14 protein-coding genes are annotated in these 22,475 nt (G+C 71.9%); 5 read left to right on the forward strand and 9 right to left on the reverse strand.

What is annotated here, in order from left to right:
* Positions 1-49: 49 nt before the first annotated feature.
* Entirely contained in the window at positions 50-1,648 is a 1,599-nt protein-coding gene (locus NP777_RS04580; protein ID WP_256648732.1) for an FAD-binding oxidoreductase, read from the reverse strand.
* A gap of 238 nt (positions 1,649-1,886) precedes the next feature.
* Complete coding sequence (locus NP777_RS04585) at positions 1,887-2,756, reverse strand: alpha/beta fold hydrolase (RefSeq protein ID WP_256648733.1); 870 nt, start codon at positions 2,754-2,756, stop codon at positions 1,887-1,889.
* Positions 2,757-3,018: 262 nt separating this feature from the next.
* On the opposite strand from NP777_RS04585, the gene NP777_RS04590 reads away from it, so the two are divergent.
* Positions 3,019-3,534, forward strand: a complete 516-nt coding sequence (locus NP777_RS04590; protein WP_256648734.1) for a CGNR zinc finger domain-containing protein — start codon at positions 3,019-3,021, stop codon at positions 3,532-3,534.
* Positions 3,535-3,669: 135 nt separating this feature from the next.
* Positions 3,670-4,095, forward strand: coding sequence for a 2Fe-2S iron-sulfur cluster-binding protein (locus NP777_RS04595; protein WP_256648735.1), 426 nt, complete (start codon positions 3,670-3,672; stop codon positions 4,093-4,095).
* Positions 4,096-4,114: 19 nt separating this feature from the next.
* Here the strand turns inward: NP777_RS04595 and NP777_RS04600 are convergent, their stop codons facing one another.
* Positions 4,115-7,189 (reverse strand): AfsR/SARP family transcriptional regulator, encoded by a 3,075-nt coding sequence (locus NP777_RS04600; RefSeq protein WP_256648736.1) that lies wholly within the window; start codon positions 7,187-7,189, stop codon positions 4,115-4,117.
* A gap of 257 nt (positions 7,190-7,446) precedes the next feature.
* Here NP777_RS04600 and NP777_RS04605 point away from each other — a divergent pair, with 257 nt between their 5' ends.
* The gene (locus NP777_RS04605; RefSeq protein WP_256648737.1) at positions 7,447-7,977 is read left to right on the forward strand and encodes a GNAT family N-acetyltransferase; all 531 of its coding nucleotides are present in this window, start codon (positions 7,447-7,449) and stop codon (positions 7,975-7,977) included.
* 43 nt (positions 7,978-8,020) lie between these two features.
* On the opposite strand, the gene NP777_RS04610 is transcribed toward NP777_RS04605, so the two are convergent.
* Complete coding sequence (locus tag NP777_RS04610) at positions 8,021-8,500, reverse strand: VOC family protein (RefSeq protein WP_308405028.1); 480 nt, start codon at positions 8,498-8,500, stop codon at positions 8,021-8,023.
* Between NP777_RS04610 and NP777_RS04615 the strand changes: the two genes are divergently transcribed.
* On the forward strand, positions 8,421-8,924 hold the full coding sequence (locus tag NP777_RS04615) for a hypothetical protein (RefSeq protein ID WP_256648739.1): 504 nt from the start codon (positions 8,421-8,423) through the stop codon (positions 8,922-8,924). The two genes, NP777_RS04610 and NP777_RS04615, sit on opposite strands and share 80 nt — an antisense overlap.
* An 85-nt stretch (positions 8,925-9,009) precedes the next feature.
* Here the strand turns inward: NP777_RS04615 and amaB are convergent, their stop codons facing one another.
* Genes amaB through NP777_RS04630 form a run of 3 tightly spaced genes read right to left on the reverse strand, consistent with a single transcriptional unit; the run spans position 9,010 to position 13,155 of the window.
* Positions 9,010-10,539 (reverse strand): L-piperidine-6-carboxylate dehydrogenase, encoded by a 1,530-nt coding sequence (gene amaB / locus NP777_RS04620; RefSeq protein WP_256648740.1) that lies wholly within the window; start codon positions 10,537-10,539, stop codon positions 9,010-9,012.
* A gap of 16 nt (positions 10,540-10,555) precedes the next feature.
* Positions 10,556-11,953: a 2-oxoadipate dioxygenase/decarboxylase gene (hglS, locus tag NP777_RS04625; RefSeq protein ID WP_256648741.1), complete on the reverse strand. Its 1,398-nt coding sequence runs from the start codon at positions 11,951-11,953 to the stop codon at positions 10,556-10,558.
* Between the two features lie 29 nt (positions 11,954-11,982).
* Entirely contained in the window at positions 11,983-13,155 is a 1,173-nt protein-coding gene (locus NP777_RS04630) for an NAD(P)/FAD-dependent oxidoreductase (protein ID WP_256648742.1), read from the reverse strand.
* 173 nt (positions 13,156-13,328) lie between these two features.
* Between NP777_RS04630 and NP777_RS04635 the strand changes: the two genes are divergently transcribed.
* On the forward strand, positions 13,329-14,309 hold the full coding sequence (locus tag NP777_RS04635) for a LysR substrate-binding domain-containing protein (RefSeq protein ID WP_256648743.1): 981 nt from the start codon (positions 13,329-13,331) through the stop codon (positions 14,307-14,309).
* 82 nt (positions 14,310-14,391) lie between these two features.
* Here NP777_RS04635 and NP777_RS04640 read toward each other — a convergent pair whose 3' ends face one another.
* Positions 14,392-15,180 (reverse strand): thioesterase II family protein, encoded by a 789-nt coding sequence (locus tag NP777_RS04640; protein WP_256648744.1) that lies wholly within the window; start codon positions 15,178-15,180, stop codon positions 14,392-14,394.
* Complete coding sequence (locus tag NP777_RS04645; protein ID WP_256648745.1) at positions 15,177-22,451, reverse strand: type I polyketide synthase; 7,275 nt, start codon at positions 22,449-22,451, stop codon at positions 15,177-15,179. The genes NP777_RS04640 and NP777_RS04645 overlap by 4 nt, the downstream gene beginning before the upstream one ends.
* Between the last annotated feature and the right edge of the window lie 24 nt (positions 22,452-22,475).

The raw sequence follows: 22,475 nt of genomic DNA on the forward strand, positions 1-22,475 counted from the left end.
GACGAGCAACGTATGAAGGGTCTGATCAACTGTCAAGGCCCGCGAAACGTCAGGTGCCGATCGCCTGTGGGTAGCTGAAGAAGTTGGTCGGGTCGTACTTACGGTTCACCCGGACCAGCCGGTCGTAGTTCGCACCGTAGTAGGCCCGCCGCCAGTCCTTCAGGGTCGGATCCGGGAAGTTCTGGTAGGAGTGCGGAGGAGGCGTACCGCCGAAAAGGGCGTGGTAGAACTCGGGTAGCCACTGAAGATTCGCCGTGGCGACCCGGGGCGGATCGTAGTCCGCCCACGAGGTCTCGGCGGCGAGGATGAACACGGCGTCGCGGTGGACGAACGCCGTCGCGTCCGGCGGCACTTGGTTGATCTCGCCGCCGAGGGCGAACATGGCGAACCCGGCCCCGTCCTCGTTGTCGCTGCCCGGCCATTCCAGCAGTTGCTCGGCCGCGGCAGCGACCTGCTCATCGGTCAGCAGGGTCCGGGTGGTCAGCACCGCCGACTTGGCGGCGAACTGCCGCACCGGCGTGGTGGCGCTCAGCAGCACGCTCGCCTCGCCCGGGGTGACCTCGCGGACCGACGCGTTGTTGGCGGCCCGTTCGTCGGCCGTGCCGATGGCCAGCAGCGGAGCCAGGATGTCGCGCAACTCCTCCAGGTCGCCGTAGTACTGGCCGATGGCGTTGACGCCCGCGTTGGCGCGGATCTCGTCCCTGGTGACCCCATGAGTGCCCATGCCGACGCGGAGATGGAACCGCTTGTTGTGCAGGGTGTCCACGGCGATACGTTGCGCGGCGGCCATCACCGGCAGTGCCGAGTCCAGGCTCCAGCTCAGCCGGTAGAAGCCCACTTCGCCCTGGAACTGCTCGTACTGGAACGTAAAGGAGGTGTTGACGCCGAAGTTGTTCCCCGCGCCGCCGCGGCAGCCCCAGAACAGGTCGGAGTGCGAGTCCTGACAGGCCTCCACCACGTCGCCGTCGGCCAGCACCACGGTCGTCGAGACCAGCCGGTCGCAGGTCAGGCCGAACATCTTGTCGCTGAACCCGATCCCGCCGCCGAGCACGAGACCGGCCACCCCGACCGTGGGGCAGCGGCCGGTCGGCACGAAGATGCCGTGGTCCTCCAGCATCGGGTGCAGATCGGCGTTGGTGACCCCGGCCCCGACGGTGATGGTGCCCGCGTCGTGAACGACCTTGATCCGCCCGTAGGTCCGGGTCCGGGAGCGGGGACCCGGCACCGGGGTGGAGTCGATGGTCTTCATACGGGCCATGTTGAGCAGCAGACCGGTGGTGGCGGAGTACCCGGCGTAGTTGTGGCCCAGCCCGGAGCGGGGCACGGCGGGCAGCCCGGCCGTACGGGCCCAGTGAACCGCCGTACGCACATCCCTGGTGGCGCCGCACGCCACGATTCCCGCCGGCCGGATCCCGGCGTACCGATGGTTGAACGGAAGCGCCAGCGGCGGGTATCCGGGATCCCCCGGCCGGTAGAGCGTGGAGCGCGACGACAACGACTGGGCCAGCAGTTCCCAGTCCCGCCGGCTGACCCGCTCCGCCACATCGGGCGGTGGCGTGGCAGCGGCGGGCGGTGACTGCGAAGCCAGCACCTCCGTGCCCAGCACACCGGCCGTGCCTGCCCGCAGTACGTTCCGTCTGTTGATCAACGTGGCCGCCCTCGTAAGACGCGTTCCGGAGACGCGATCGTCTCCGCCCGCGCCAAGTCAACTGATCCCCGGTCGGCACAGCCGGAAATCGGCTTCCGCCGACGGGCCCGCAACTCGAAAGAATGCCGACCTACCGCTGAATGCCCAGCCCGGTACGACGAACGGGCAACTGCCCGCGGCGGTGCCGGCCGCGGCGGAAGGGGGCCCGGCCGCCACAGCCGGTTCGACGCCCTGAGCGTCAGACGAGGACGCGGGCGAGGAAGTCGCGGATGTGCTCGGTGATGGTCCGAAGGTGGCTTTCCAGGGCGAAGTGCCCGGTCTCGAGGAGGTGGATCTCGGCGTCGGGCAGGTCCTGGCTGAACGCGGTGGCGCCGTCGGGGCCGAAGATCTCGTCGTTGGCGCCCCAGACCGCGAGGAGCGGGACCTGGGAGTCGCGGAAGTACTGGTGGACCCGCGGGTAGAGGTCCACGTTGGTGGAGTAGTCGCGGAAGAGCTTGAGCTGGATCTCGTCGTTGCCGGGCCGGTCCAGCAGTGCCTGGTCGTGGAGCCAGTTGTCGGGGCTGACCAGGGTGGGGTCGGTGACGCCGTTGAGGTACTGCCAACGGATGCTCTCGGGCGTCAGCGCGCCGCGCATGGCGGCCTCGGTGTCGGGACCGGGCGCCTTGGCGTAGGCGAAGACGCCGTCCCAGAAGGGCTTGACGAAGCCCTCTTCGTAGGCGTTGCCATTCTGGGTGATGATCGCGGTGATGCGGTCCGGGGCCCGGAGGGCGAGGCGCCAGCCGATGGGGGCGCCGTAATCCTGCACGTACATCGCGAACCGGTCGATGCCGAGTTGCTCGAGCAGGCCGGAGGTGATATCGGCGAGGGCGTCGAAGGTGTAGGGGAAGTCCCGCGGGGCGGGCATCGCGGACAGGCCGAATCCGATGTGGTCGGGGGCGATGACGTGGTAGCGGTCGGCGAGCGCCGGGATCAGGTGGCGGAACATGTGCGAGCTGGTGGGGAAGCCGTGGAGGAGTACGACGGCGGGTGCCTTCGGATCACCGGCCTCCCGGTAGAAGACGTCGTGGCCGTCGACCGTGGCGGTGCGGTGGTGGACTGCGGAGACCATGACCTAACCTTTCTGGCGAGCTTCAGTGGTTACATATCCAGTCGAGCACGCTCGATCTAACCTGTCAAGGTGAATTCATTGGTTAGATCCGCTCACGTCCGGTGTCGGCGCGCGGCCGGGCGCGGAACGCGGAACCGCTCCCCGGGTACCCGCCCGGAACGGGCGCGCTCGGCCCCTCTCGGCCGGTCGCCGCCATTGGGCGTGGCTGCTCGGGCGGGCCGCGTGTAACCTGTCAAGTGAATCGATCTGGTTAGGAGGCGGCATGGTGGCAGGCGGAGAACAGCAGGACGTACTCCTGGAGCTCCTCAACACCACGCCGGTGGTCAACGGCGTCGCCCAGGACCAGCTGGCGGATCCGGAAGCGGCCAGGTCCTGGCAGCGGGCCCATGGCGGCAGCGGCAGCGCGGAAGAGCGCCGACACCTCCTGACGGCGCGAGACGACTTGCAGGACGTGGTGCGGGGCAGCCGCCCCGCCACGTCGCTGGCCCCGCTCCTGGAGGGCGTCACCTCCCGCCCGCACCTCTCGTCCGCTGGGGTGTCATGGGAGGTGGACGCCCCCGCGGAGCGCCGGATGGCGGTGGAGGCCGTCATGGCCTGGAGCGCGCTGCAGGAGGCGATGCCGGGTCGGCTGCGGGCGTGCGCCAACTCGGAGTGCCGACTGTTCCTCATCGACCGCAGCAAGACCAACAAGGCCCGCTGGTGCTCGATGGCCGTCTGCGGCAACCGCATGAAGGCACGGCGCCACTACCAGCGCACCCGCGACGCGGCAGCCGGATAACAACGCTGCCGGGTCCGTGGTCCAGGTCCGGATTGAGAACCGGACGCTCAGCGTGGAAAGTGAAAGAGCACCCAGGGGCGTCCGAGTGCCCCGGCACTCGCGACACTGGGCCTCCCCGCCGACGCGGACGCCTACGTGTGCGGACCGACCGCCTTCATGGACGACATCGGCGGCTTTCTGCGCGATCACGGCCTGCCCCCCGAGCGGTTCCATACGGAACAGTTCAGCGCCCTGCCCGCCATCAACCCCGGCGTCACGCCCACCGCTGTGGCGCGGCCGCACCAACCACCGGGTCCACCGGGCAGCGGCCCGCTCATCACCTTCTCCCGCAGCGGTATCACGACCCCGTGGTCACCCGCTCACGCGTCACTCCTCGATCTGGCCGAAGCCTGCGACATCCCCACCCGCTGGTCCTGCCGCACCGGCGTCTGCCACACCTGCATCACCCATCTCGTGTCCGGCGACATCACCTACACCACCCCGCCCCTCGAACTCCCCGAAGCCGGCACCATCCTCGTCTGCTGCAGCGCACCGACCGCCGAAGTCGTCCTCGACCTCTAGCCGGCCGGAGCCGAGGCCGTCAGGGGCTCCACCAGACCCAGGACATCTCGGCCTTGCGGCGGCACGCGCGGGCTCTGTCCGGCTGCCCCAGTTGCTCCAGCGCCTGGCCCAGCACACTCAGGATCGACCCGCGGCGCCACTTGTTGCCGATGGAGCCGAGCGCCAGTGCCTGCTCGGCATGGGTGGCCGCCTCGGCCGGGTGGTTCGACGCGAGGTACACCTCGGCCAGCCGGGCATGGGTGGAACCCTCCCAGAGCCGTTGCCGGTTGTCGCGGAAGGTGCTGAGCGCCGCCAGCAGTTCGCGCACCGCCGCGGCATGCCGTCCTGCCCGGTGCAGGGCGATTCCCAGGGCGAGTTGGCCGTTGGCGATGCGCCAGGTGCTGCCCAGGCTCCGCCGGAGGTCGACGCCCTGCGTGGCGAGGTCGACGGCGCTGTCGGCCCGGCCGGTGGCGGCGTGTACACGGGAGAGATTGGACAACACACTGGCCACGCAGGCGAGGTTGCCGTCGGCCCGGAAGCCGCGCAGTGCCTCGCGCAGGTGTGTTTCCGCGTCGTCGTAACGCTGCTGGTAGATCGCTACGACGCCACGTACGTTCAACGCGTGGCAGGCGGTGGTCGGGTCTCCCGCGGCGGTCGCGAGCAGGCCCGCGCGGCGGGCCTCGTCGTCGGCCTGCTGCTGGCCCCTGGTGACGGGGAACATCCCCGCCAGCGCCAGGCGGGCCCGGCCCTCCGCGGCCGTGTCCCCGGCGATGTGGGCGGCATTGCCCACCGAGCGGGCCGCCGCCTCGTACTGCAGGTAGTGCGTACCGGACTCGACCAGGTCCCGGGTGACCAGAAGGAGGTCCGCCGCGCGGCGAACGGCGCCGCTCTCCGGGGACTTCGCGCCCTGCTGGGCACAGGTGAGGAGGCAGTCCGCCTCGCTGAGGAGCCAGTCCAGCGCGGTGCGGCCGTCCGGGAAGTCCTGCCCGGAGTGGTCGGTGGAGATCAGGTGGTCGACGAGCCGGTCTCCCGGCCGTCCCATCGCGTACACGCGTGCCGCCGAGGCCACATAGAAGTCCCGCATGCGCGACATCGCGGCCGCTCGGCCCGACGGCGGTTCATCCCGCTCGGCGCAGTCGCGCGCGTAGATGCGAACGAGGTCGTGGTAGCGGTAGCGGCCGGGCTCGGGCGAATGCAGCAGGCTGGTGTCGACGAGTGACTCGAGTAATCGATCGGCCTCTTGCGTGGTGACACCGAGGATGGCGGTGGCCGCGGCCGATGAGATGTCCGGTCCATAGGTGAGCGCGAGCAGCCGGAACGCCCGTGCCTGGGAGGCTCCCAGCTGTGTGTAGCCGAACTCGAAGCTGGTCCGGACGGCCAGGTCCCCGGCCCGCAGTTCGTGCAGGCGGCGGTGGGCGTCGGCCAGGCGGTCGGTCAGGTTGCGCACGGTCCAGGCGGGGCGGGTCGTCAGCCGGGCGGCGGCGATCCTGATGGCCAGGGGCAGATATCCGCAGGCCGCGATGGCCTTGCGGCAGGCGTGGGGCTCGGCCGCCGCCCGCTCGTCGCCGATGATGCGGGTGAACAGGGCCAGCGCCTCCGGCTGGTCCATGGTGCTGAGGTCGACCACGCGGGCGCCGTCGAGCCCGGTCATCGGGGTGCGGCTGGTGATCAGCGCGGCGCAGCTCGGAGAGCCGGGCAGCAGCGGGCGCACCTGCGCCGTGTCGTGGGCGTTGTCCAGCAGGACCAGCACCCGGCGGTCGGCCAGGACCGAGCGGTACAGCGCCGCCCGCTCGGCCAACCCCTCCGGGATCTCCGCGGGCCGGGTGCCCAGCGCACGGAGGAAGGTGCCCAGTACGGCTGCGGGATCGGCGGGCTGGGCGTTGTGGCCGATGAGATCGACGAACAGTTGCCCGTCGGGGAACCGCTCCCGGACCGCCTGGGCCACGTACACGGCCAGGGCCGTCTTGCCCACCCCGCCGAGTCCCTGCACCACGGAGATCGCCATCACCGTCCCCTGGGTGAGCCGCAGCCGGTTCCGCAAGGTGTCCATGACGGCGGCGCGTCCGGTGAAGTCGGCCAGTTTCGCCGGGAGTTGGGCCGGACGTGGCGCGGGTGTGGCCGTGGGCGCCGCCCTGGTCCCGGCCGGGAGCCTTCGTGGCCCGGCGAGTGTGGGGTCGGCGCGCAGGATGCGCTGATGGAGCCGGGCGAGCTCGGCGCTGGGGGCCACGCCCAGTTCCTCGGCCAGGAGACGGCGGGTGTCGGTGTACACACCCAGCGCCTCCGCCTGTCGGCCGCCGCGGTAGAGCGCCGTCATCAGCAGGGTGCGCAGCCGCTCCCGCAGCGGGTGCTCCGCGGTCAGCGCGGTCAGCTCCGACACCGCGTCGGCGTGCAGGCCCAGTTCCAGGTCGAGTTCGAGGCGCGCCTCCAGCAGGGACAGGCGCCTCTGCTCCAGACGGGCCCGCTGGGCCTCGGCGTACGGGCCGGGCACTCCGGCCAGTGGCTGCCCCTCCCACAGCTCCACCGCCATGTGCAGCAGCCTCCGCGCCCCGGTCAACTCCCCTTCCGCCCTCGCGCGTTTCGCTCGTGCCTCGTAGTCCTCGCACACCGCGAGGTCCAGTGCTCCGGGCCGTATCCGCAGTGCGTACCCTCCCGCCTCCGACACCAGTACGCCGGGCCCCAGCGCTCGGCGAAGACGGAAGGCGTGGGTGCGTAAGCTGGCGATCGCCCGAGGTGGCGGGGTGTCGCCCCACACCCCGTCGACCAGTTCGCTCGCGGTGGCGGTGCGTCCCCGCAGCAGGAGCACACACAGTACGGCGCGCTCCAGCGGCCGGAGGACCGGGAGCGCGTGCTGGTCACGCCAGACGCGAACGGGCCCCAGTACGGCGAACCGCGGCGCCGAGCCCGTGCCACCCGAGGCCGATGGGCCACGGTCCCGCCGGGGGAGGGGGAAACCGAGGTGTTCCAGCGAGACGCCGAACATGTCCTCGAGCACCCGGCGGCCCGACGGCCCCGGGTACGGCGGATCGGGCTCACACCATCGGTGGAATTGCCGGGCCGTCACCTGCTCCGGCTCTCCCAGCCGGGCGGCGACATTGGCGTAGACCGCGAGAAACACCGCGGGGTGACTCCACTGACGCTCTTCGCACAGCCGCGCGAATACGGTTTGCCCCAATGCCGCCACGCCCCGGTGCCGCCGATTTCGTTCTGCCGGACCCTCGAAAACACCGTAGTCCCAGGCCGAAGCAGTCGCAGCACACAATCGGCCTAAAGTCTGATGCAAAACTCCCGCACGCCTGGGGAATTTCGCAATCCGCTTGCACGCCTATTCGATCGACCGGTGATTCCGTGCATTTTTCTGCCTAGACTTCCGCCGTGAACGACACCACTTACACCATACGGATCAGACCGGGCAATCCGGCCGACGCACCGGCGGTGCTGGACATGCTCGACGCCGCGGTGGTCTGGATGAACGATCGCGGCAACACCGAGCAGTGGGGCACGATGCCGTACTCGCGGCGGCCCGGCGGGGTGGCGCGGGTCGAGGGGTACCTCACCGAGAACGCCCCGTTCATCGCGGAGTTGAACGGGGCGCCCGTCGGAGCCCTGGTGCTGGATTCCGGGCCCAGTCCGCGGATGCCGATCGCCCCGGCCGGTGAACCCGAGCGATATGTGCGGTTGCTGGTCTCCGACCGGCAGCACGCCGGCCGGGGCATCGGGGCGGCGCTGCTGGCCCACGCCGGGGAGGAAACCCGGCGGGCCGGGGTGGAGTTGCTCCGGGTCGACTGCTGGGCGGGTGGCGGGGGCGAATTGGTCGCGTTCTACGAGCGCAACGGCTTCACTCCCACCGAGCGCTTCCTGTCCGGGGAGTGGCCGGGGCAGGTGTTGGCGCGGCGGGTCGACTGATGTGTGCGGGGCGCCGCCCCATACGGTCGGCGCCCCGGCCCCGTTACTCGCCGTCCGCTTCGGCGGCCGGGCGGGGGCCGCCGAAACCGTGGGCGGAGAGGTCGAACCAGTTGCCCTCCGGGTCGATGGCCCGGTACTCCGCGAACGGGCGGTTGGTGAAGCGCTCCGCGGGCTCATCGGCGCCCGAGGCGACCAGGGCGGCGGATATCCCGGACGTGTCGGCCACGTGGAAACCGAAGTGGTTCATGCCGGGCGGGGTGTCGCCGTCGAGTCGATGCTTGATCAGCGCGAGGGTGAGATACCCGTCGGAGAGGAAGCAACTGCCATCGGGATCCCGGTGGAAGAGTTCCATGTCGAAGATTCCGCTGTAGAACTCGGCCAGCTTCTCGGGGCCACGGGCGACAATGGCCAGATGGCGGGGGCGGCGCCCAGGCGGCGAGGGCGTGATACATGACGTCGCCGCGACGTTCCAGGTAGCAGATGAGATTGACGGGCCAGCCCGTATTGCCGAAGACGTGCTGATCCATCGGGGTCGGGCGCTCGCTGAGGATGAGCCGGCGCTCCTCCGGCGGGCCGATGCGATGCCAGTCGGGGTGCATATGCACGGACCCCAGGATCTCCAGGCCGTCGGCCTCGGCCTCGCGCGAGGCTCTCAGCAGGTCGTGGGAGTCGATCCACCAGCCACGTGTCTCGTTCTCGTACGCCGGGCCGAAGAGCGGCACGATCGACTCGGTGAACTCACGGCGCGCGGCCGGGTCGGTGGTACGGGCATTGCGGCCGAACGCGACGCGCTCGACGGTCAATGTCGTCTGGTCCGCCGAACCCACGAGGAGGGCGAAGCACGGCAGCGGTGTTTCGGAGGTGATGCGCCGGTACTCACCGACGGCCACCTCGAGGAATTCATCGAGCGCCTGATCCTCTACCAGGACCGTACAACATTTACCTAAGTGCGACGCGCGTCCGGCGGCGGCGGACCGCAGCGGGGCGAGGTCACCGACGCCCCGGTCGGCGCATGAGGGGAGAGGCGCCCGATCAGAGGAAGCTGACGCCCTGGGCGAGGGAGAGCTCGCTGGAGTAGTTGATGGTGTTGGTGGCCGAGCGCATATACGCCTTCCAGGCGTCGGAGCCGGACTCCCGGCCGCCACCGGTGTCCTTCTCGCCGCCGAAGGCACCGCCGATCTCGGCTCCGGAGGTGCCGATGTTGACGTTGGCGATACCGCAGTCGGAGCCCGCGGCGGACAGGAAGATCTCGGCTTCCCGCTGGTCGCGGGTGAAGATGCTGGACGACAGGCCCTGCGGGACGTCGTTGTGCAGCGCGATCGCCTCCTCGAGGGTGTCGTACGTGAGGACGTACAGGATCGGTGCGAAGGTCTCCTCCCGTACGACGTCGGTCTGTGCCTCGACGCGGACGAGGACCGGCTCGACATAGGCGGCCGCGGGGGCGGCCTCGGCCAGGCGCCGGTTGCCACCGGCCAGGACCTTGCCGCCCTGGGCCCGGACGCGGGCGAGGGCGCTGTTCATGGTGTCGAGGGCGGCGGGGGAGATGAGCGGGCCGACCAGCGTGGTGTCCTCGAACGGACTGCCGACGGGGAGCTTGCCGTAGGCGGCGGTCAGCCGCTCGACGAGGGTGCCGGCGATGTCGCGGTGGACGATGAGGCGGCGCAGCGTCGTACAGCGCTGGCCCGCGGTGCCGGCCGCGGCGAAGACGATGCCCTGGACGGCGAGGTCGAGATCGGCGGACGGGGCCACGATCGCCGCGTTGTTGCCGCCGAGTTCCAGCAGGCTGCGGCCGAAGCGGGCGGCGACGCGGGGGCCGACCTCGCGGCCCATGCGGGTGGAGCCGGTGGCGCTGACGAGCGCGACGCGCGGATCGTCGACGAGCCTCTCGCCGACCGTACGGTCGCCGAGCAGGAGACGGTGTACGTCGCGGGGCGCGCCGACCTCGTGGGCGGCCCGGGCGAGCAGGTGGTCGCAGGCCAGGGAGATCAGCGGGGTGAGCTCCGAGGGCTTCCAGATCACGGTGTCGCCGCAGACGAGGGCGACGGCGGTGTTCCACGACCACACGGCGGCGGGGAAGTTGAAGGCGGAGATGACACCGACCACGCCGAGCGGGTGCCAGGTCTCGGCGAGACGGTGGCCGGGGCGTTCGGAGGCGATCGTGCGGCCGTACAGCTGCCGGGACAGGCCGACCGCGAAGTCGCAGATGTCGATCATCTCCTGGATCTCGCCGAGCGCCTCGGAGCGGATCTTGCCCGCCTCGATGGTGACGAGGTCGGCCAGGCCGCTCTTGTGCTCGCGCAACAACTCACCGAGGCGGCGCACCAGTTCACCACGGCGCGGTGCGGGCGTGGTCCGCCAGGTGAGAAAGGCGGTACGGGAGGCCGCGATGGCCTCTTCGGTGTCGGCGTCGGTGGCGGCGGTCAGCCCGAAGAGGTTCTCGCCGGTGAGCGGTGTGCGGGCGGAGAAGTCGCCACCCTCGGCCACGTCGACGCCGATGGTGTCGAGGGCGGTACGGGCGCGGGCGCGCAGGTCGTCCGTGGTGGGCAGTGCGGTGCTGGTCATGGCGGTCCTCCGGGGGTCAGCTGAGGGTTTCGGCGAGGCCCAGCTCATGGGCGACGTGTGCGAGGGAGTCGTTCCGCTGCCGCGCGTAGAGGGCGAAGGGGTCCAGCACATCGCGGCCGATGGCGCCGGAGAGCCAGTCCGCGTCGTACGCCGTGCCCTGCTGATCGCTGTGGCGGGTGCCCTCGCCGCTGAGGTTGGACTGGAAGATCCCGGCGGCGGAGCGGGGCAGGAAGTCCTCGTAGACGATGGGCTCGGCGTGTACCCAGCCCTGCCGCAGCAGTTCGCCGAGGCCGGTGGGCGGACGGCTGCCGTCGCGGGGCCGGTCGGGGTGGAGGTGGTAGGTGAAGTAGGCCAGCCCCTCGGCGGCGAGTTCCTGTTCGCTGCCGGGGAGGTGCCGCTCCCACACATCGCGCGCGATCTCACCCCGGGACGCCGAGGGGTTCTGGGACATCCGCTCGTCCACGCGGCCGAGGAGTTCTTCGTAGCGGGCGCGGCCCTCGCGGGTGAGGGCGATGCCGCGGGCCTCGACCTCGCCGAAACGGACCCTCAGAGCACCGCTGATGACAGCGCCGTCCGGGGTGCGCATGGCGCGGGGTTCGGCCAGGGCCCGGAAGGAGGTCTGCCGCAGCAGCACATCGGGGCCCTTCCAGGCCGGCGGGCCCTGGATGGTGTCGATCATCTCGATACCGCGGTCGGTCATGCGCCGGTACAGCTCGTCGATGTCGAGGACGCGCGGGGTGAGGTGGTTGATATGGGTGCTGCGCACGCCGCCGATGTCGGCGGCCACGGCGGAGATCCGCTCCAGGGTCTCGTACCAGCTCTTGTCGACCGGCTCGGCGGACAGCTCGAATGCCCGCACGGCGAGGTGGAGGAACCGCTCGGCCTCCTCCTGGGGCAGCTCCCGCCCGGCGGTGGCACGGTCGGCCAGGGCGAGCAGCTCGGGGGGAAACAGCTCGCGGTCCGCGAGGAAGGCTTCCAGCCGCGAGCGCAGCCCGGCGTCGAAGAAACGGGGGTCGCCCGGGGTGAGCATGGAGGTGAACACCCGGAAGGGATTGCGCGCCAGTTCCGCGCCGTCCACCGGCCGGAAGGCGGTGGAGACGACGGGGACGGCGCTGGCCGCGGCCTCCCGCAGGTCGTAGAAGCCCACCGGGTGCATGCCGAGGGCGCCGAAGATCCGGGCCACTTGCCCCAGCTCCCGTGGCGTGCCGACACGGATGGCGCCGTGGCGCTCGGCGGTCACCCGGCCGATGGACCCCAGGCGTTCGGCGTCGGCTCCCCGCGCACGCAGGACGTCCTCGTTGACCTCGCGCGAGACGTCCACGAGCGTGGTGTAGGCGGGAACCTCCTGCCCGTACATCTCCGACAGCCGCGCCGCGAACGCGGCCCTGAGCTGCCACTGACTGAGCGTTGACATGGTTCGGCCTTTCGATCGGGATTCACGGTTCACACCACGTGTGCTTCGGGGCGTATATCGGCGCCGTGGCGGAACCGGTCGGCGCTGAGCGGGGAGATGTCGGTGAACGGCGCACGCTCCAGGTACAGATCGCGCACGGCCTCGCCTACCGCGGGCGCCTGGAGGAAGCCGTGGCCGGAAAACCCGGCCGCGTAGAGGAAGTTGGGCAGCTCCGTGGAGCGGCCGATCAGCGCGTTGCGGTCCGGTGTGACCTCGTACAGACCGGCCCATCCGCCGACGGTCTCCATACCGGCCAGGGCCGGGGCGCGGTGGCGGGCGACGGTGCGGAACAGCTCCAGCCACTCCGGGGTCCAGGTGGTGTCGAAGCCGTCCTCCTGGTCCGGGTCGGCCAGCCCGAGCAGCAGACCGTCGTCGCTGTTGTGGAAGTAGGCGGTCGAGGAGAAGTCGATGGTGAACGGGATGCGCGGGGCGGACGGTGTGATCGGCGCGGTGAACGCCAGCTGCCGCTTCACCGGCCGGACCGGGAGGTCGACGCCGGCCATCTCCCCGATCCGCGCCGACCAGGCCCCCGCCGCGCAGATCACGGTGGAGCACGCGATGCGGCCGTGACTGGTGCGCACACCGACGACCCGGTCCCCGGCCGTGTCGAGGCCGGACACCGGGGTGTGGGTGGCGATGGTGACCCCGGCCCGGGCCGCCGCCCGCGCGTACCCCTGGACGACCAGCCCGGGGCGGGCGTGTCCGTCGGTGGGGGAGTACGCGGCGGCCACCAGGCCATCGGTGCTGAGATAGGGACACAGGCGCTGGGCCTCGTCGGGGCCGATCATGCGGCTCGGCACGCCCAGGCCGTTCTGGAGCCGGACCCCGGCCTCGAAGTCGCTCGCCTGCCGCGCGCTGTCGAGCAGGAAGAGGTAGCCGACGGTGTCGAGCCGGATGTCGGCGCCGGGCCGGTGGCGGAACTCCTGGTAGGCACGCAGGCTGCGGCCGCCCAGCTCGATATTGAGCGGATCCGAGAACTGGGCGCGTACGCCACCGATCGGCTTGCCCGAACTGCCGCGGCCGAGGTCGTCGCGCTCGACGACGACGATGTTCGTCACCCCGGCCTCGGCGAGGTGAAACGCGGTGCTCGCACCCATCACGCCACCACCGATGATCACGACTTCGGCGGAGGCGGGGACGGTGCGGAAGGCGGACGAGGACAACAGGCCACTCCCTTCCAGGGGCCACCTCGCCGGACGAGGACGGGTCCATGCCCGGGGGCGGCAGGGCTGTCAGGACAGAGCGATGCCGATCAGCTATCTCTGCGTCATCGTGCAGCAGACCAAACGTTGACGTCTATCAACGGTCCATGCTGCTGATCTTTTAGGATCCCTATATGGACTGGACGAGTGCGCAACTGCGTTCGCTGGTGGAACTGACCAGACGCGGCACCATCACCGCGGTCGCGGAGGCCCTGGGGTACACCCCCGGCGGGGTGTCGCAGCAGATCACCGCACTGGAGAAGGCCACCGGCAGGCAACTGCTGCGGCGGGTGGGGCGCCGGGTGGAACTCACCGACGCCGGGGCGACCCTGGCCCTGCACGCCCAGCGCATCCTCACCACGGAGGCCGAGGCCGTCGAGGCGCTGGAGCGCACCCGGAACGAGATCTCCGGCACGCTGCGGGTCGGGCTCTTCGCCACGGCCGCCGCCGAGATCCTGCCGCCCGCCCTGCGGCGGGTGCGTGAGACCCACCCCGGCGTGACCGTGCGCAGCCGGGACATGGACGTGGACGAGGTGTACGACGCGGTGGCCGGTGGAAGCGTGGACCTGGCGCTGGGGCTGGACTACCCGGACGTGCCCATCCCGCGGGATCCGTCCCTGCGGGTGCGGGAGCTGTCCCGGGAACGCTTCTCGCTCGCGGTACCCACCGGGACCATGCCCGGCCGGTCCGGTGGATCCGGCCGGTCCGGTCAGTCCGGCCCGCTGAAGGTCTCGCTCGCCGACACCAGGGACCTGGGATGGATCCTGCCGTCAGTCGGCAGCTACTACGGCCGCGCCGTGCTCACCGCCTGCCGCCGCGCCGGTTTCGAACCGCAGGTGCTGCACGAAGTGACGGACACGGCCGCCACCCTGGCCCTGGTCGAGGCCGGAGTCGGGGTCAGCGTGGTGACGGATCTGATGCTCCGGCTCCGTCCGTCCTGCCTCGATGTCCTGGAGCTGCACGAGACGATGGAACGCCACATCGTGGTGGTCTGCCGCTCCTTCGCGGAGCACCGGCCGACGGTGGCGGCGCTGGTGGATGTCCTGCGCACCTCGGCGGGCCGGCGGCCACCCGGGGACCGGCGGCAAAGCGGGGACACGCTCCTCACCCGCTGACGAGGCGGCGAAGGGGCCCTCGGCATGGTCTTCTCCGGCCGATGTCGTTCCTCCAGCGGGAGACCTGGGTGCGGCCGGGGGCCTAGCCGGATGCCGGACTCCGGTACGCGGCAAGCAGATCGTCCGTCAGCCGACCGGCCACCTCCGCCACTTGGGTACGCAGATAGTGATGGCCACCGGGAAAGCGGTGGACCCGGGTGTCGGCGGTCGTACAGGCGCCCCACTCGTGCAGCGTCTCGGGGTCGACCATCGGGTCGTCGAGTCCGCCGAAGACGCTCAGCCGCCCGCGCAGCGGTGGCCATGCCCGGCCGGTGTGTTGCAGCAGCGCCACGGCGTCCGCCAGGAACGGGGTGTAGACGGTCCGGGTGAGCGCGTCGTCGGCAGGCTGCTCCCAGCCCATGGTCTCGGTGATGACGGCGATCCCGGCGCCGAGGTTGCGCGCGATGTGGTCGTCGAGACCGTCGCGGTTCGGCGGTGGCACGGCGGACAGCGCGAGCAGGTCCGGTTCGGTGCTCGACTCCGATCGGAGCCGGTGGGTGGCCTCGAAGGCCAGCAGTGCTCCGAAGCTGTGGCCGAAGACGGCGTAGAAGCCGTCGGCGGGTGGCCGGTGCCGCAGGTCCCCGGCGATGGCTTCCGCGATGCCGGCGGCGGCCCAGCCGATGTCGGTGATCGACGCTTCCCCGGTGCGGGTGCCGCGGCCGGGCAGGTCGACGGCGACCAGGTCGAAGAGTTCGGAGAACGTGGCGACCCAGGGCAGGAAGAACTCCGATCCGGTGCCGGACGGCGGTACGCAGTAGAGCCGGATCCGCGCGGTCCGCCGATCGGTGAGCCGATTGAGTTCCGGGGTGGGGAACGGTGCTCGCGGTGTCATGCGCCCCGCCTGACCCGCCCGAGCAGGCGTGGGGCGAGCTGCCGGACACCGGCCGCGGTGGCCAGTTCCATCGTCGGGACCACGCAGTCCAGCCTGCGCTGGAGTACGGAGCTCAGCTCGGCCGCCATCAGCGACTCCAGGCCGAGCTGGTCGAGCCGGGTGTCCGGGTCGATCCGCTCCGGAGCGGTGTGCAACACCGCGGCCAGCGCCGAGACCAGCACCTCGGTCACGATGACCAGCGCCTCCGGCTCGTCGGCCGAGCGCACCAGCTCCGGTATGTTCCGGTCGGCGTCATGGGGATCGGCGTCCGGGTCGGGCAGGATCTCGGCGAAGCGCGGTGCGGCGACGGCCGGGAGGAGCTTCGCGGTCTGCGCCCAGTCCGTGTTCCCCACCATGACGACGTCCGCGTCGGGATCGGTGATCAGCTCGCCGAGAATCCGGGTGGCGGTGGTGGAGTCGAGTTCCCCGAACCCGGCCTGCCGCATGGTGTCGACCATGCCGGCCCGGTCGGCGTAGCCGGTGTCGGAGATGGCGCACCACTGCACGGCCAGTCCGGGCAGCCCAGCGGCCCGGCGCCGCCGGATGATCGCCTCGCCCGCCAGGTTGCCCGCGGCGTAGGTGCTCTGCCGGAGGTTGCCCGCGAGCGCGGAGATGGAGCTGTAGAAGACGAAGAAGTCGAGTGGCCGGTCGCGGGTGAGCCGGTCCAGGTGTGCCGTCCCGTCGAGTTTCGGGCTCACCACCGCGCGGGTCCGCTCGTCGTCGAGCTCCACGGCGGTGGCGTCGTCGAGGACATCGTCGAGCACCATGGCGGCGTTGACGACTCCGCGCAGCGGATGGCCGGTGGCGTCGATCGCGGCCACCAGTTCCCGAGTGGCCGCGGGGTCGGTGATGTCGGTGGCGTAGGCGGTGGCCCGCGCCCCCTCGTCGGCGACGCGGGCGAGCACCGCCTCGGCCTCCGGGTGGGCGGCGCCGCTGCGGGAGGCCAGCGCGAGATGGCGTGCCCCGCAGCGGGCCAGCCAGCGGGCGGTGGCGGCGCCGAACCCGCCCAGACCACCGGTGACGAGGTACGTCGCCTCCGGGTCCAGGGTCACGGGCGGTCGTGGGACGCGTACCGGGACCGGTTCCGCGGGGTCGAGCGTGATGACGAGCTTGCCGATGTGGCGGGAGTCCCGCAGCAGCGCCATGGCGTCGGCGATCTGGCCCGCCGGGTAGCTGAGGTGCGGCAGGGGCCGGTACGTTCCGGATGCGACGCGCTCGGCCAGCTCGTCGATCAGCTGCCCGGCCACCGGGCTGTCGCCCTGGAGCAGGCTGGTGAGGTCGACTCCGAAGAAGGAGAGGTCACGGGAGAACGGCCGCAGGGCGAGCGGGTTGTCGGCGAGGATGTCGCGCTTGCCGAGTTCCACGAACCGGCCGTGCGGGCGCAGCAGTTCCATGCCGCGGCCCAGCGCCTCCCCCGCCACCGAGTTGAGCACCACGTCCACCCCGCGGCCCTCGGTGATGTCGAGGACCTCGTCGGCGAAGCCGAGGCTTCGCGAGTCCAGTACGTGTTCGTAGCCGAGCAGGCGCAGCAGCTGGCGTTTGGCGGGGGTGCCCGCGGTGGCGATGACGGTGGCGCCGACGTGTTCGGCGTAGCGCAGCGCGGCCAGTCCCACTCCGCCGGCGGCGCCGTGCACGAGGATCGTCTCGCCGTGGCGGAGCCGGGCCAGGTAGTCGAGACCGTAGTGCACGGTGGCGAAGACCGTCGGGATGGTGGCCGCCTCGGTGAACGGCATGTGCTCGGGGATGGGGATGGTGAGCCGGGCCCGGCAGCGCATATGCGAGGCGAGGCCTCCGGACTGGGCGACCATCACCCGGTCGCCCACGGCCCGGTCGGTCACATCGGCGCCGACGTGGGTCACCACTCCGGCGCATTCGAGGCCCAGCAGCGGGGTTCCGGCCTCCGGTGTCTCGGCCATGGGCGGTACCAGTCCGCGGGAGACCATGATGTCGGCGTAGTTGAGCGCCGCCGCCCGCACCTCGACGACCACTTCTCCCGGTGCGGGTTCCGGTGCGGCCACCGCCGTCCAGGCGGGTCCGTCGTCCGCCACGGCCAGCGCGAAGGGGCGGACGGCGTGGGTGGCGGGGCGGCGCTCGGTGATCCGTGGCACGAAGCGTCCGCCCGCGGTGAGCACGGCCTCGTCCTCGTCGGTTCCGGCGAGCAGCTCCGCGCAGATGTCCATCGCGGTCGCGCTGCGGGCCACCGCGATCCTGCGGATCCTCAGCAGGGGGTTTTCGCTGGTCAGGGTGCGTGCTTGGGCCCAGGCGGCGGCCGGGGCCGGGCGTTCGGGGACGGCGGTGTGCTCGCCGGGTGTCAGCACCCAGGCGCGTACCCCGCGGCTCTCGGGCAGCGCCTGGCAGGCGGTGACCATCGCCCTGAGTATCGCCGCCTGGCGGACGACCAGGCCGACGGGGTCATCCGTGGCCCCGGCGGCTTCGTCGCCGAGCATGACCAGGATTCCGGTGCTCTCGTCGGTGTCGTTCAGCGCGGTGCCCCAGCGCGCGGCGTTGTCGGGGGCGTCGATGTGGCGTACCGAGCGGCCCGGACCGCGCAGTCGTGCCACCACGGATCGGGCCAGGTCGTCGAGTCCGTCCGTGGCCACCAGGAAGTGGCCGGGCGCGGTGGCGTCGGGCACCGGCGTGAGCCGCTCGCGCATCCCCCGGTCGGCGAGGAGGACCGAGCAGGTGGGCTCCTCGCCGAGCTGCGCCACGTCGGTGAACCCGGCGGAGCGCAGTACCTCGGGCCACCGCTCGCGGGCGAGCAGGGTGTCCTCGCGCAGATCGGTGTCGGTGAAACCGGTGGCCGAGGGGAGCAGACCGTAGCAGGGGGCGAAGAGGTCGTTGTCGTGGAACTCCACGGCGAGCAATCGGCCACCGCTGTCGAGGAGTTCGGCGACGTGGCCGAGCGCCCGGCGCACATCGGTGGTGGCGTGCAGCACGTTGGCGGCGACGACCAGGTCGAAGGAGGCGGCCGCGAAGCCCTGTTCGGCGGGGTCCCGGTCCAGATCCAGCGTCCGGTAGTCGAGGTACGGGTGGTCGGCGAACCGGTGGCGGGCGCGGGGGAAGAAGGCGCTGGAGATGTCCGTGTAGGCGTAGGTGGTGCGGTCGGCGGGCAGCCGGGGCAGCAGCCAGGCGGTGGTGGAGCCGGTGCCCGCGCCGACCTCCAGGATCCGCAGTGGCCGGTCCGTGGGCCAGGCGTCGACCAGCGCGGTGACCATTTCCGCGGCCGTCCGGTTCAGGTGCTGGTGCACCACGGAGGTGGTGTAGTGCAGCTCGGCGAGGCGTTCGGCGTCCGAGAAGAGCAACTGCACCGGATCGACGTCACCGGTGAGCACCCCGGCCAGCCGCGGGCCGCAGCGCGCGTACAGGAGCAGTTCGGGGGCCATGGCGGGGAAGTCGCGCAGCAACTCGGTGAGGAGGCGGTCCGGTTCCGGGGTCCGGCCGAGCACGCCCTCCCGTTCGGCGAGCGCCCGCAGGTTCTCGTACAGCCTCCGGTCGGCCGGCCGCGCGCCCCGCTCCTCCAGTTCGGCGAGTGCGGCCGTGACGAAGTGGCCGGTCAGGTGTTTGACCCGGCGTACGAAGGTGGGGCCGTCGTGGCGTCGGGCCGCCTCGTCCAGCGCCGCCACTTCGGTGGCCCGCATGGCGGCGAGCGCGGTGGCCGTCGGCAGTCCGGCCGGGCCGGTGGCCCCGGGCAGCGGCGCGGCGCGGAGCGTGCTGACGATGCGGTCGATGCCGCTCGCCGCTCCCTTGTTGCGGCGTACGTGGACCCCGCGCAGCTCCATGGCGACGGTGCCGTCCGGATCGGCGACGGTGATGTCCACCACCGCCTCGCGCAGTGTCAGGCGGCGTGCCCGGATCCGTGCCACGCCCTGGTCGGCGGGGGTGCGCCAGAAGCGGACCCGTTCCAGCTCGGCGGGCAGGAACTGGTGGACCTGCCCGTTCTCGGCGTGCGGAAGCAGCGCCGCGATGGATTGCAGCGTGGCGTCGATCAGGGCCGGGTGGGCGTGGAACCCCTGCGCCCCGGAGGGGTTGGCGTAGTCGGCGAGCACCGTGTCGTCGGCCACGCTGAGCCGTTGGACGCCGCGGAACGCCTCCCCGTACGCCAGCTCGACCTGCCGCATCCGTGCGTAGTGCCGTTCCCCGGAAATCTCGGTGCGGGCGGCGGCGCGGAGGGCCGCCACGTCGAGGGGCCCGGGAGGCTCGCCGTGCAGGCGGCGCACCCGCGCCCTCGCGTGTTCCTGCCAGTCCTCGTCGCCCCGGCGGGAGGCTACCCGGAGTACGTCACCGGCGAGGTGGGTCTGCACGGTGGTGTCCATGTCGGGGTCGTCCCACGGCAGGACCAGCGCCTTGCCGATGTCGAGGCCGGTGACCTCCACGGCCCCCTCGTGGTGGGTCCGCCCTGCCGCGAGCGCCAGCTCCAGGTAGGCGGCGCCCGGCATCACGACCGACCCGCTGATCCGGTGGTCGCCGATCCAGCCGTGCCGGGACGGTTCGACCGGGGTCCGCCAGGTGGGTTCCACGGTCGGCAACCGGTCGCCGAGCAGTTGGTGTCCCGACTCCTGGCCGCCGCCACCCGGTCCCGCCGTCCACCAGTCCGGGGCGCCGTTGAGGTGGTGTTCGCGCTGCCACGGGTAGGCGGGCAGCGGCACCACCCGGCCGGGTACCGGGAACCAGGTGTCCCAGTCCACCTCGGCCCCGGCGGCGAGCACGGCCGCGCAGGTGGTCCGCACCGCGGTGGCGCCCGCCGCCTCGCGGGACAGGGTGCCGACGGTGGTCACCGGCCGGTCCGCGGTGGCGCACTGCCTGCGCAGATAGCCCAGCAGCACCGGATGCGGGCCGATCTCCACGAGGGTGCCGCAGCCGTGTTCGTCCGCCAGCGTGGTGACGGCGGGGCCGAACAGCACCGGCTCCCGGATGTTGCGCCACCAGTACGCGCCGCCCAGCTCGGTGCCCGGCAGTGTCCCGCCGGTGACGGTGGAGACGAACGCCGCGGTCCCGGCTCGTGGCGCGAGCCCGGCCAGCGATGTGTGGAGCCGGTCCCGGATCGGCTCCATCGAGCGGCTGTGGAAGGCGTAGTCCAGGTTCAGCTCCCGGACGAACACCCCGCGGCGGAGCAACTCGTCGCCGAGCGCGGAGAGTTCTTCGGCGGACCCGGAGAGGGTCACATCGGTGGGGCTGTTCACTCCGGCCAGCTCCAGGTCCCGGCCTTCGATCAGCGTGGCGACCTCGTCGGCGGGGAGCCCCACCGCCGCCATCCGGCCGCCACCCGCCGTCTCCGCCTGCGCGAGGCCGCGTTCGGCGATGACGCGGCAGGCCGCCGCCAGATCCAGCGCCCCGCAGGCGTACGCCGCGGCCACCTCGCCCACCGAATGGCCCGCCACCGCGGCGGGCCGGATGCCACGCTCCCGCAGCAGCGCGGTCAGCCCGATCTGCACCGCGAACAGCAGCGGCTGGGCGATCTCGGTCCGGTGCAGCTCCGGCCGCGCGGACCTCAGTTCCGTCAGCACCGACCAGCCCAGGTGCCCGGCCAGTGCGGCGTCCACCTCGGTGACGGCGGCACGGAACGCCGCTTCGGCGTCCAGGAGTTCGGCGCCCATGCCCGCCCACTGGGCGCCGTTGCCGGAGTACACGAACGCCACCGGCCCCGGGGTCGCGCCGAGTGCGGCTGCCCCGCCCCCCGGGGTGCCCTCGGCGATCGTCTCCAGCAGTGCGGCGGCCTGTTCGGCGCTGTCCGCCACGACGGCGGCTCGTTCACGGTGGTGTCCGCGCCGCAGACAGCTGGTGTGGGCGAGGTCGTAGAACGCGTCGGTGGCATCCCGGAGCCGGGCCGCGGTGCGGGTGACGGCCTCGGTGAGCGCCTCCGGGGTGGCCGCCGAGACCACCACCGGCAGGGACGCCGTCTCCGGCGGCGCGGTCGCGGAGGGTACGGGCGGTGGGCCGAGGACGGCGTGGGCGTTGGCCCCGCCGAAGCCGAACGAGTTGACCGCCAGGGCCCCCGGGGCCAGGGGGCGTGGCGCGGTCACCGGCTCCAGACCCAGCCCGGAGAAGTCGATCGCTGGGTTGAGCGGTTCGGCGTGCAGCGACGCCGGAATCACCCCGTGGCGCAGCATCAGCACGCATTTGAGCAGACCGGCCATGCCCGCGCCGGACTCCAGATGGCCGAGATTCGACTTCACCGAGCCGATGGGCAGCGGAGTGCCCCGGCCCGCGCCGAGCGCGTCGCCCAGCGCCCGGCATTCGATCGGGTCGCCCGCCTGCGTACCGGTGCCGTGTGCCTCCACATAGGACACGTCCTCGGGGCGCACCCCGGCGCGGCGGTGCACCTGGCGCATCAGCCGCTCCTGGGCCTCCGCGCTGGGCAGCGACAGTCCGGGGGTGCGCCCGTCCGCGCCCACTCCGGTGCCGAGGACCACGGCGTGCACGGTGTCCCCGTCCGCCTTGGCGTCGGCGAGGCGCTTGAGCACCACCACCGCGCCGCCCTCGGCGCGTACGTAGCCGTCGGCGTCCGCGGAGAAGGAGCGGCAACGGCCGCTGCGGGAGAGCATGGACGCCTTGGAGAACCCGATGAAATCCCCCGGGCTCAGCAGCAGGTTGATCCCGCACGCGAGCGCCACTTCGCCGTCGCCGCCGCGCAGTTGGGCACATGCCTGGTGCAGGGCGACCAGGGAGGAGGAACAGGCGGTGTCCACCGCCATGGACGGCCCCCGCAGATCGAACAGGTGCGAGATCCGGTTGGCGGTGTTGCCCAGCGCCGCCCCCGCCATCGTGTATGCCGTGATCGCCTCCGGGCGGGCGTACTGGAGCTGGCCGTAGTTGGCGTTGCTCACCCCCACATAGACCCCGGAGTCCGAACCCGCGAGGGTCCCCGGATCGATCCCGGCGTCGTCGAGGGCTTCCCTGGCCATCTCCAGCAGCAGCCGCTGCTGCGGGTCCATCCGGCTCGCCTCGCGGGGCGACAGCCCGAAGAACGCGGCGTCGAATCCGGTGATGTCCGCCAGGAATCCGCCCGCGGTCGTGTACGCCTTTCCGGGGCGCCGTGGATCGGGGTCCACGAACCGGCGCGCGTCGAACCGGTCCGCGGGTATCTCACCGACCAGATCGCGGCCGGCCGCGAGCGCGGCCCACAGCCCCTCGGGCGCCGTGATGCCACCGGGCAGTCGGCAGCTGAGCCCGACGATGGCGATGTCGCCGGACTGCTCCTCGCGGGAGAACGGGGCGGTCGGTGCGGAGGTCATTTGATGTGCCATCAATCCTGACCC

Origin of the sequence: Streptomyces rugosispiralis (genome assembly GCF_024505145.1) — a bacterium.
GTDB classification, from domain to species: Bacteria; Actinomycetota; Actinomycetes; order Streptomycetales; family Streptomycetaceae; genus Streptomyces; species Streptomyces rugosispiralis.

Coding starts and splice junctions, on each gene's coding strand:
- NP777_RS04640 (WP_256648744.1), bottom strand. CDS start 15,180: ATGACACCGCGAGCACCGTTCCCCACCCCGGAACTCAATCGGCTCACC.
- amaB (WP_256648740.1), bottom strand. CDS start 10,539: ATGACCAGCACCGCACTGCCCACCACGGACGACCTGCGCGCCCGCGCC.
- hglS (WP_256648741.1), bottom strand. CDS start 11,953: ATGTCAACGCTCAGTCAGTGGCAGCTCAGGGCCGCGTTCGCGGCGCGG.
- NP777_RS04585 (WP_256648733.1), bottom strand. CDS start 2,756: ATGGTCTCCGCAGTCCACCACCGCACCGCCACGGTCGACGGCCACGAC.
- NP777_RS04590 (WP_256648734.1), top strand. CDS start 3,019: ATGGTGGCAGGCGGAGAACAGCAGGACGTACTCCTGGAGCTCCTCAAC.
- NP777_RS04645 (WP_256648745.1), bottom strand. CDS start 22,451: ATGACCTCCGCACCGACCGCCCCGTTCTCCCGCGAGGAGCAGTCCGGC.
- NP777_RS04635 (WP_256648743.1), top strand. CDS start 13,329: ATGGACTGGACGAGTGCGCAACTGCGTTCGCTGGTGGAACTGACCAGA.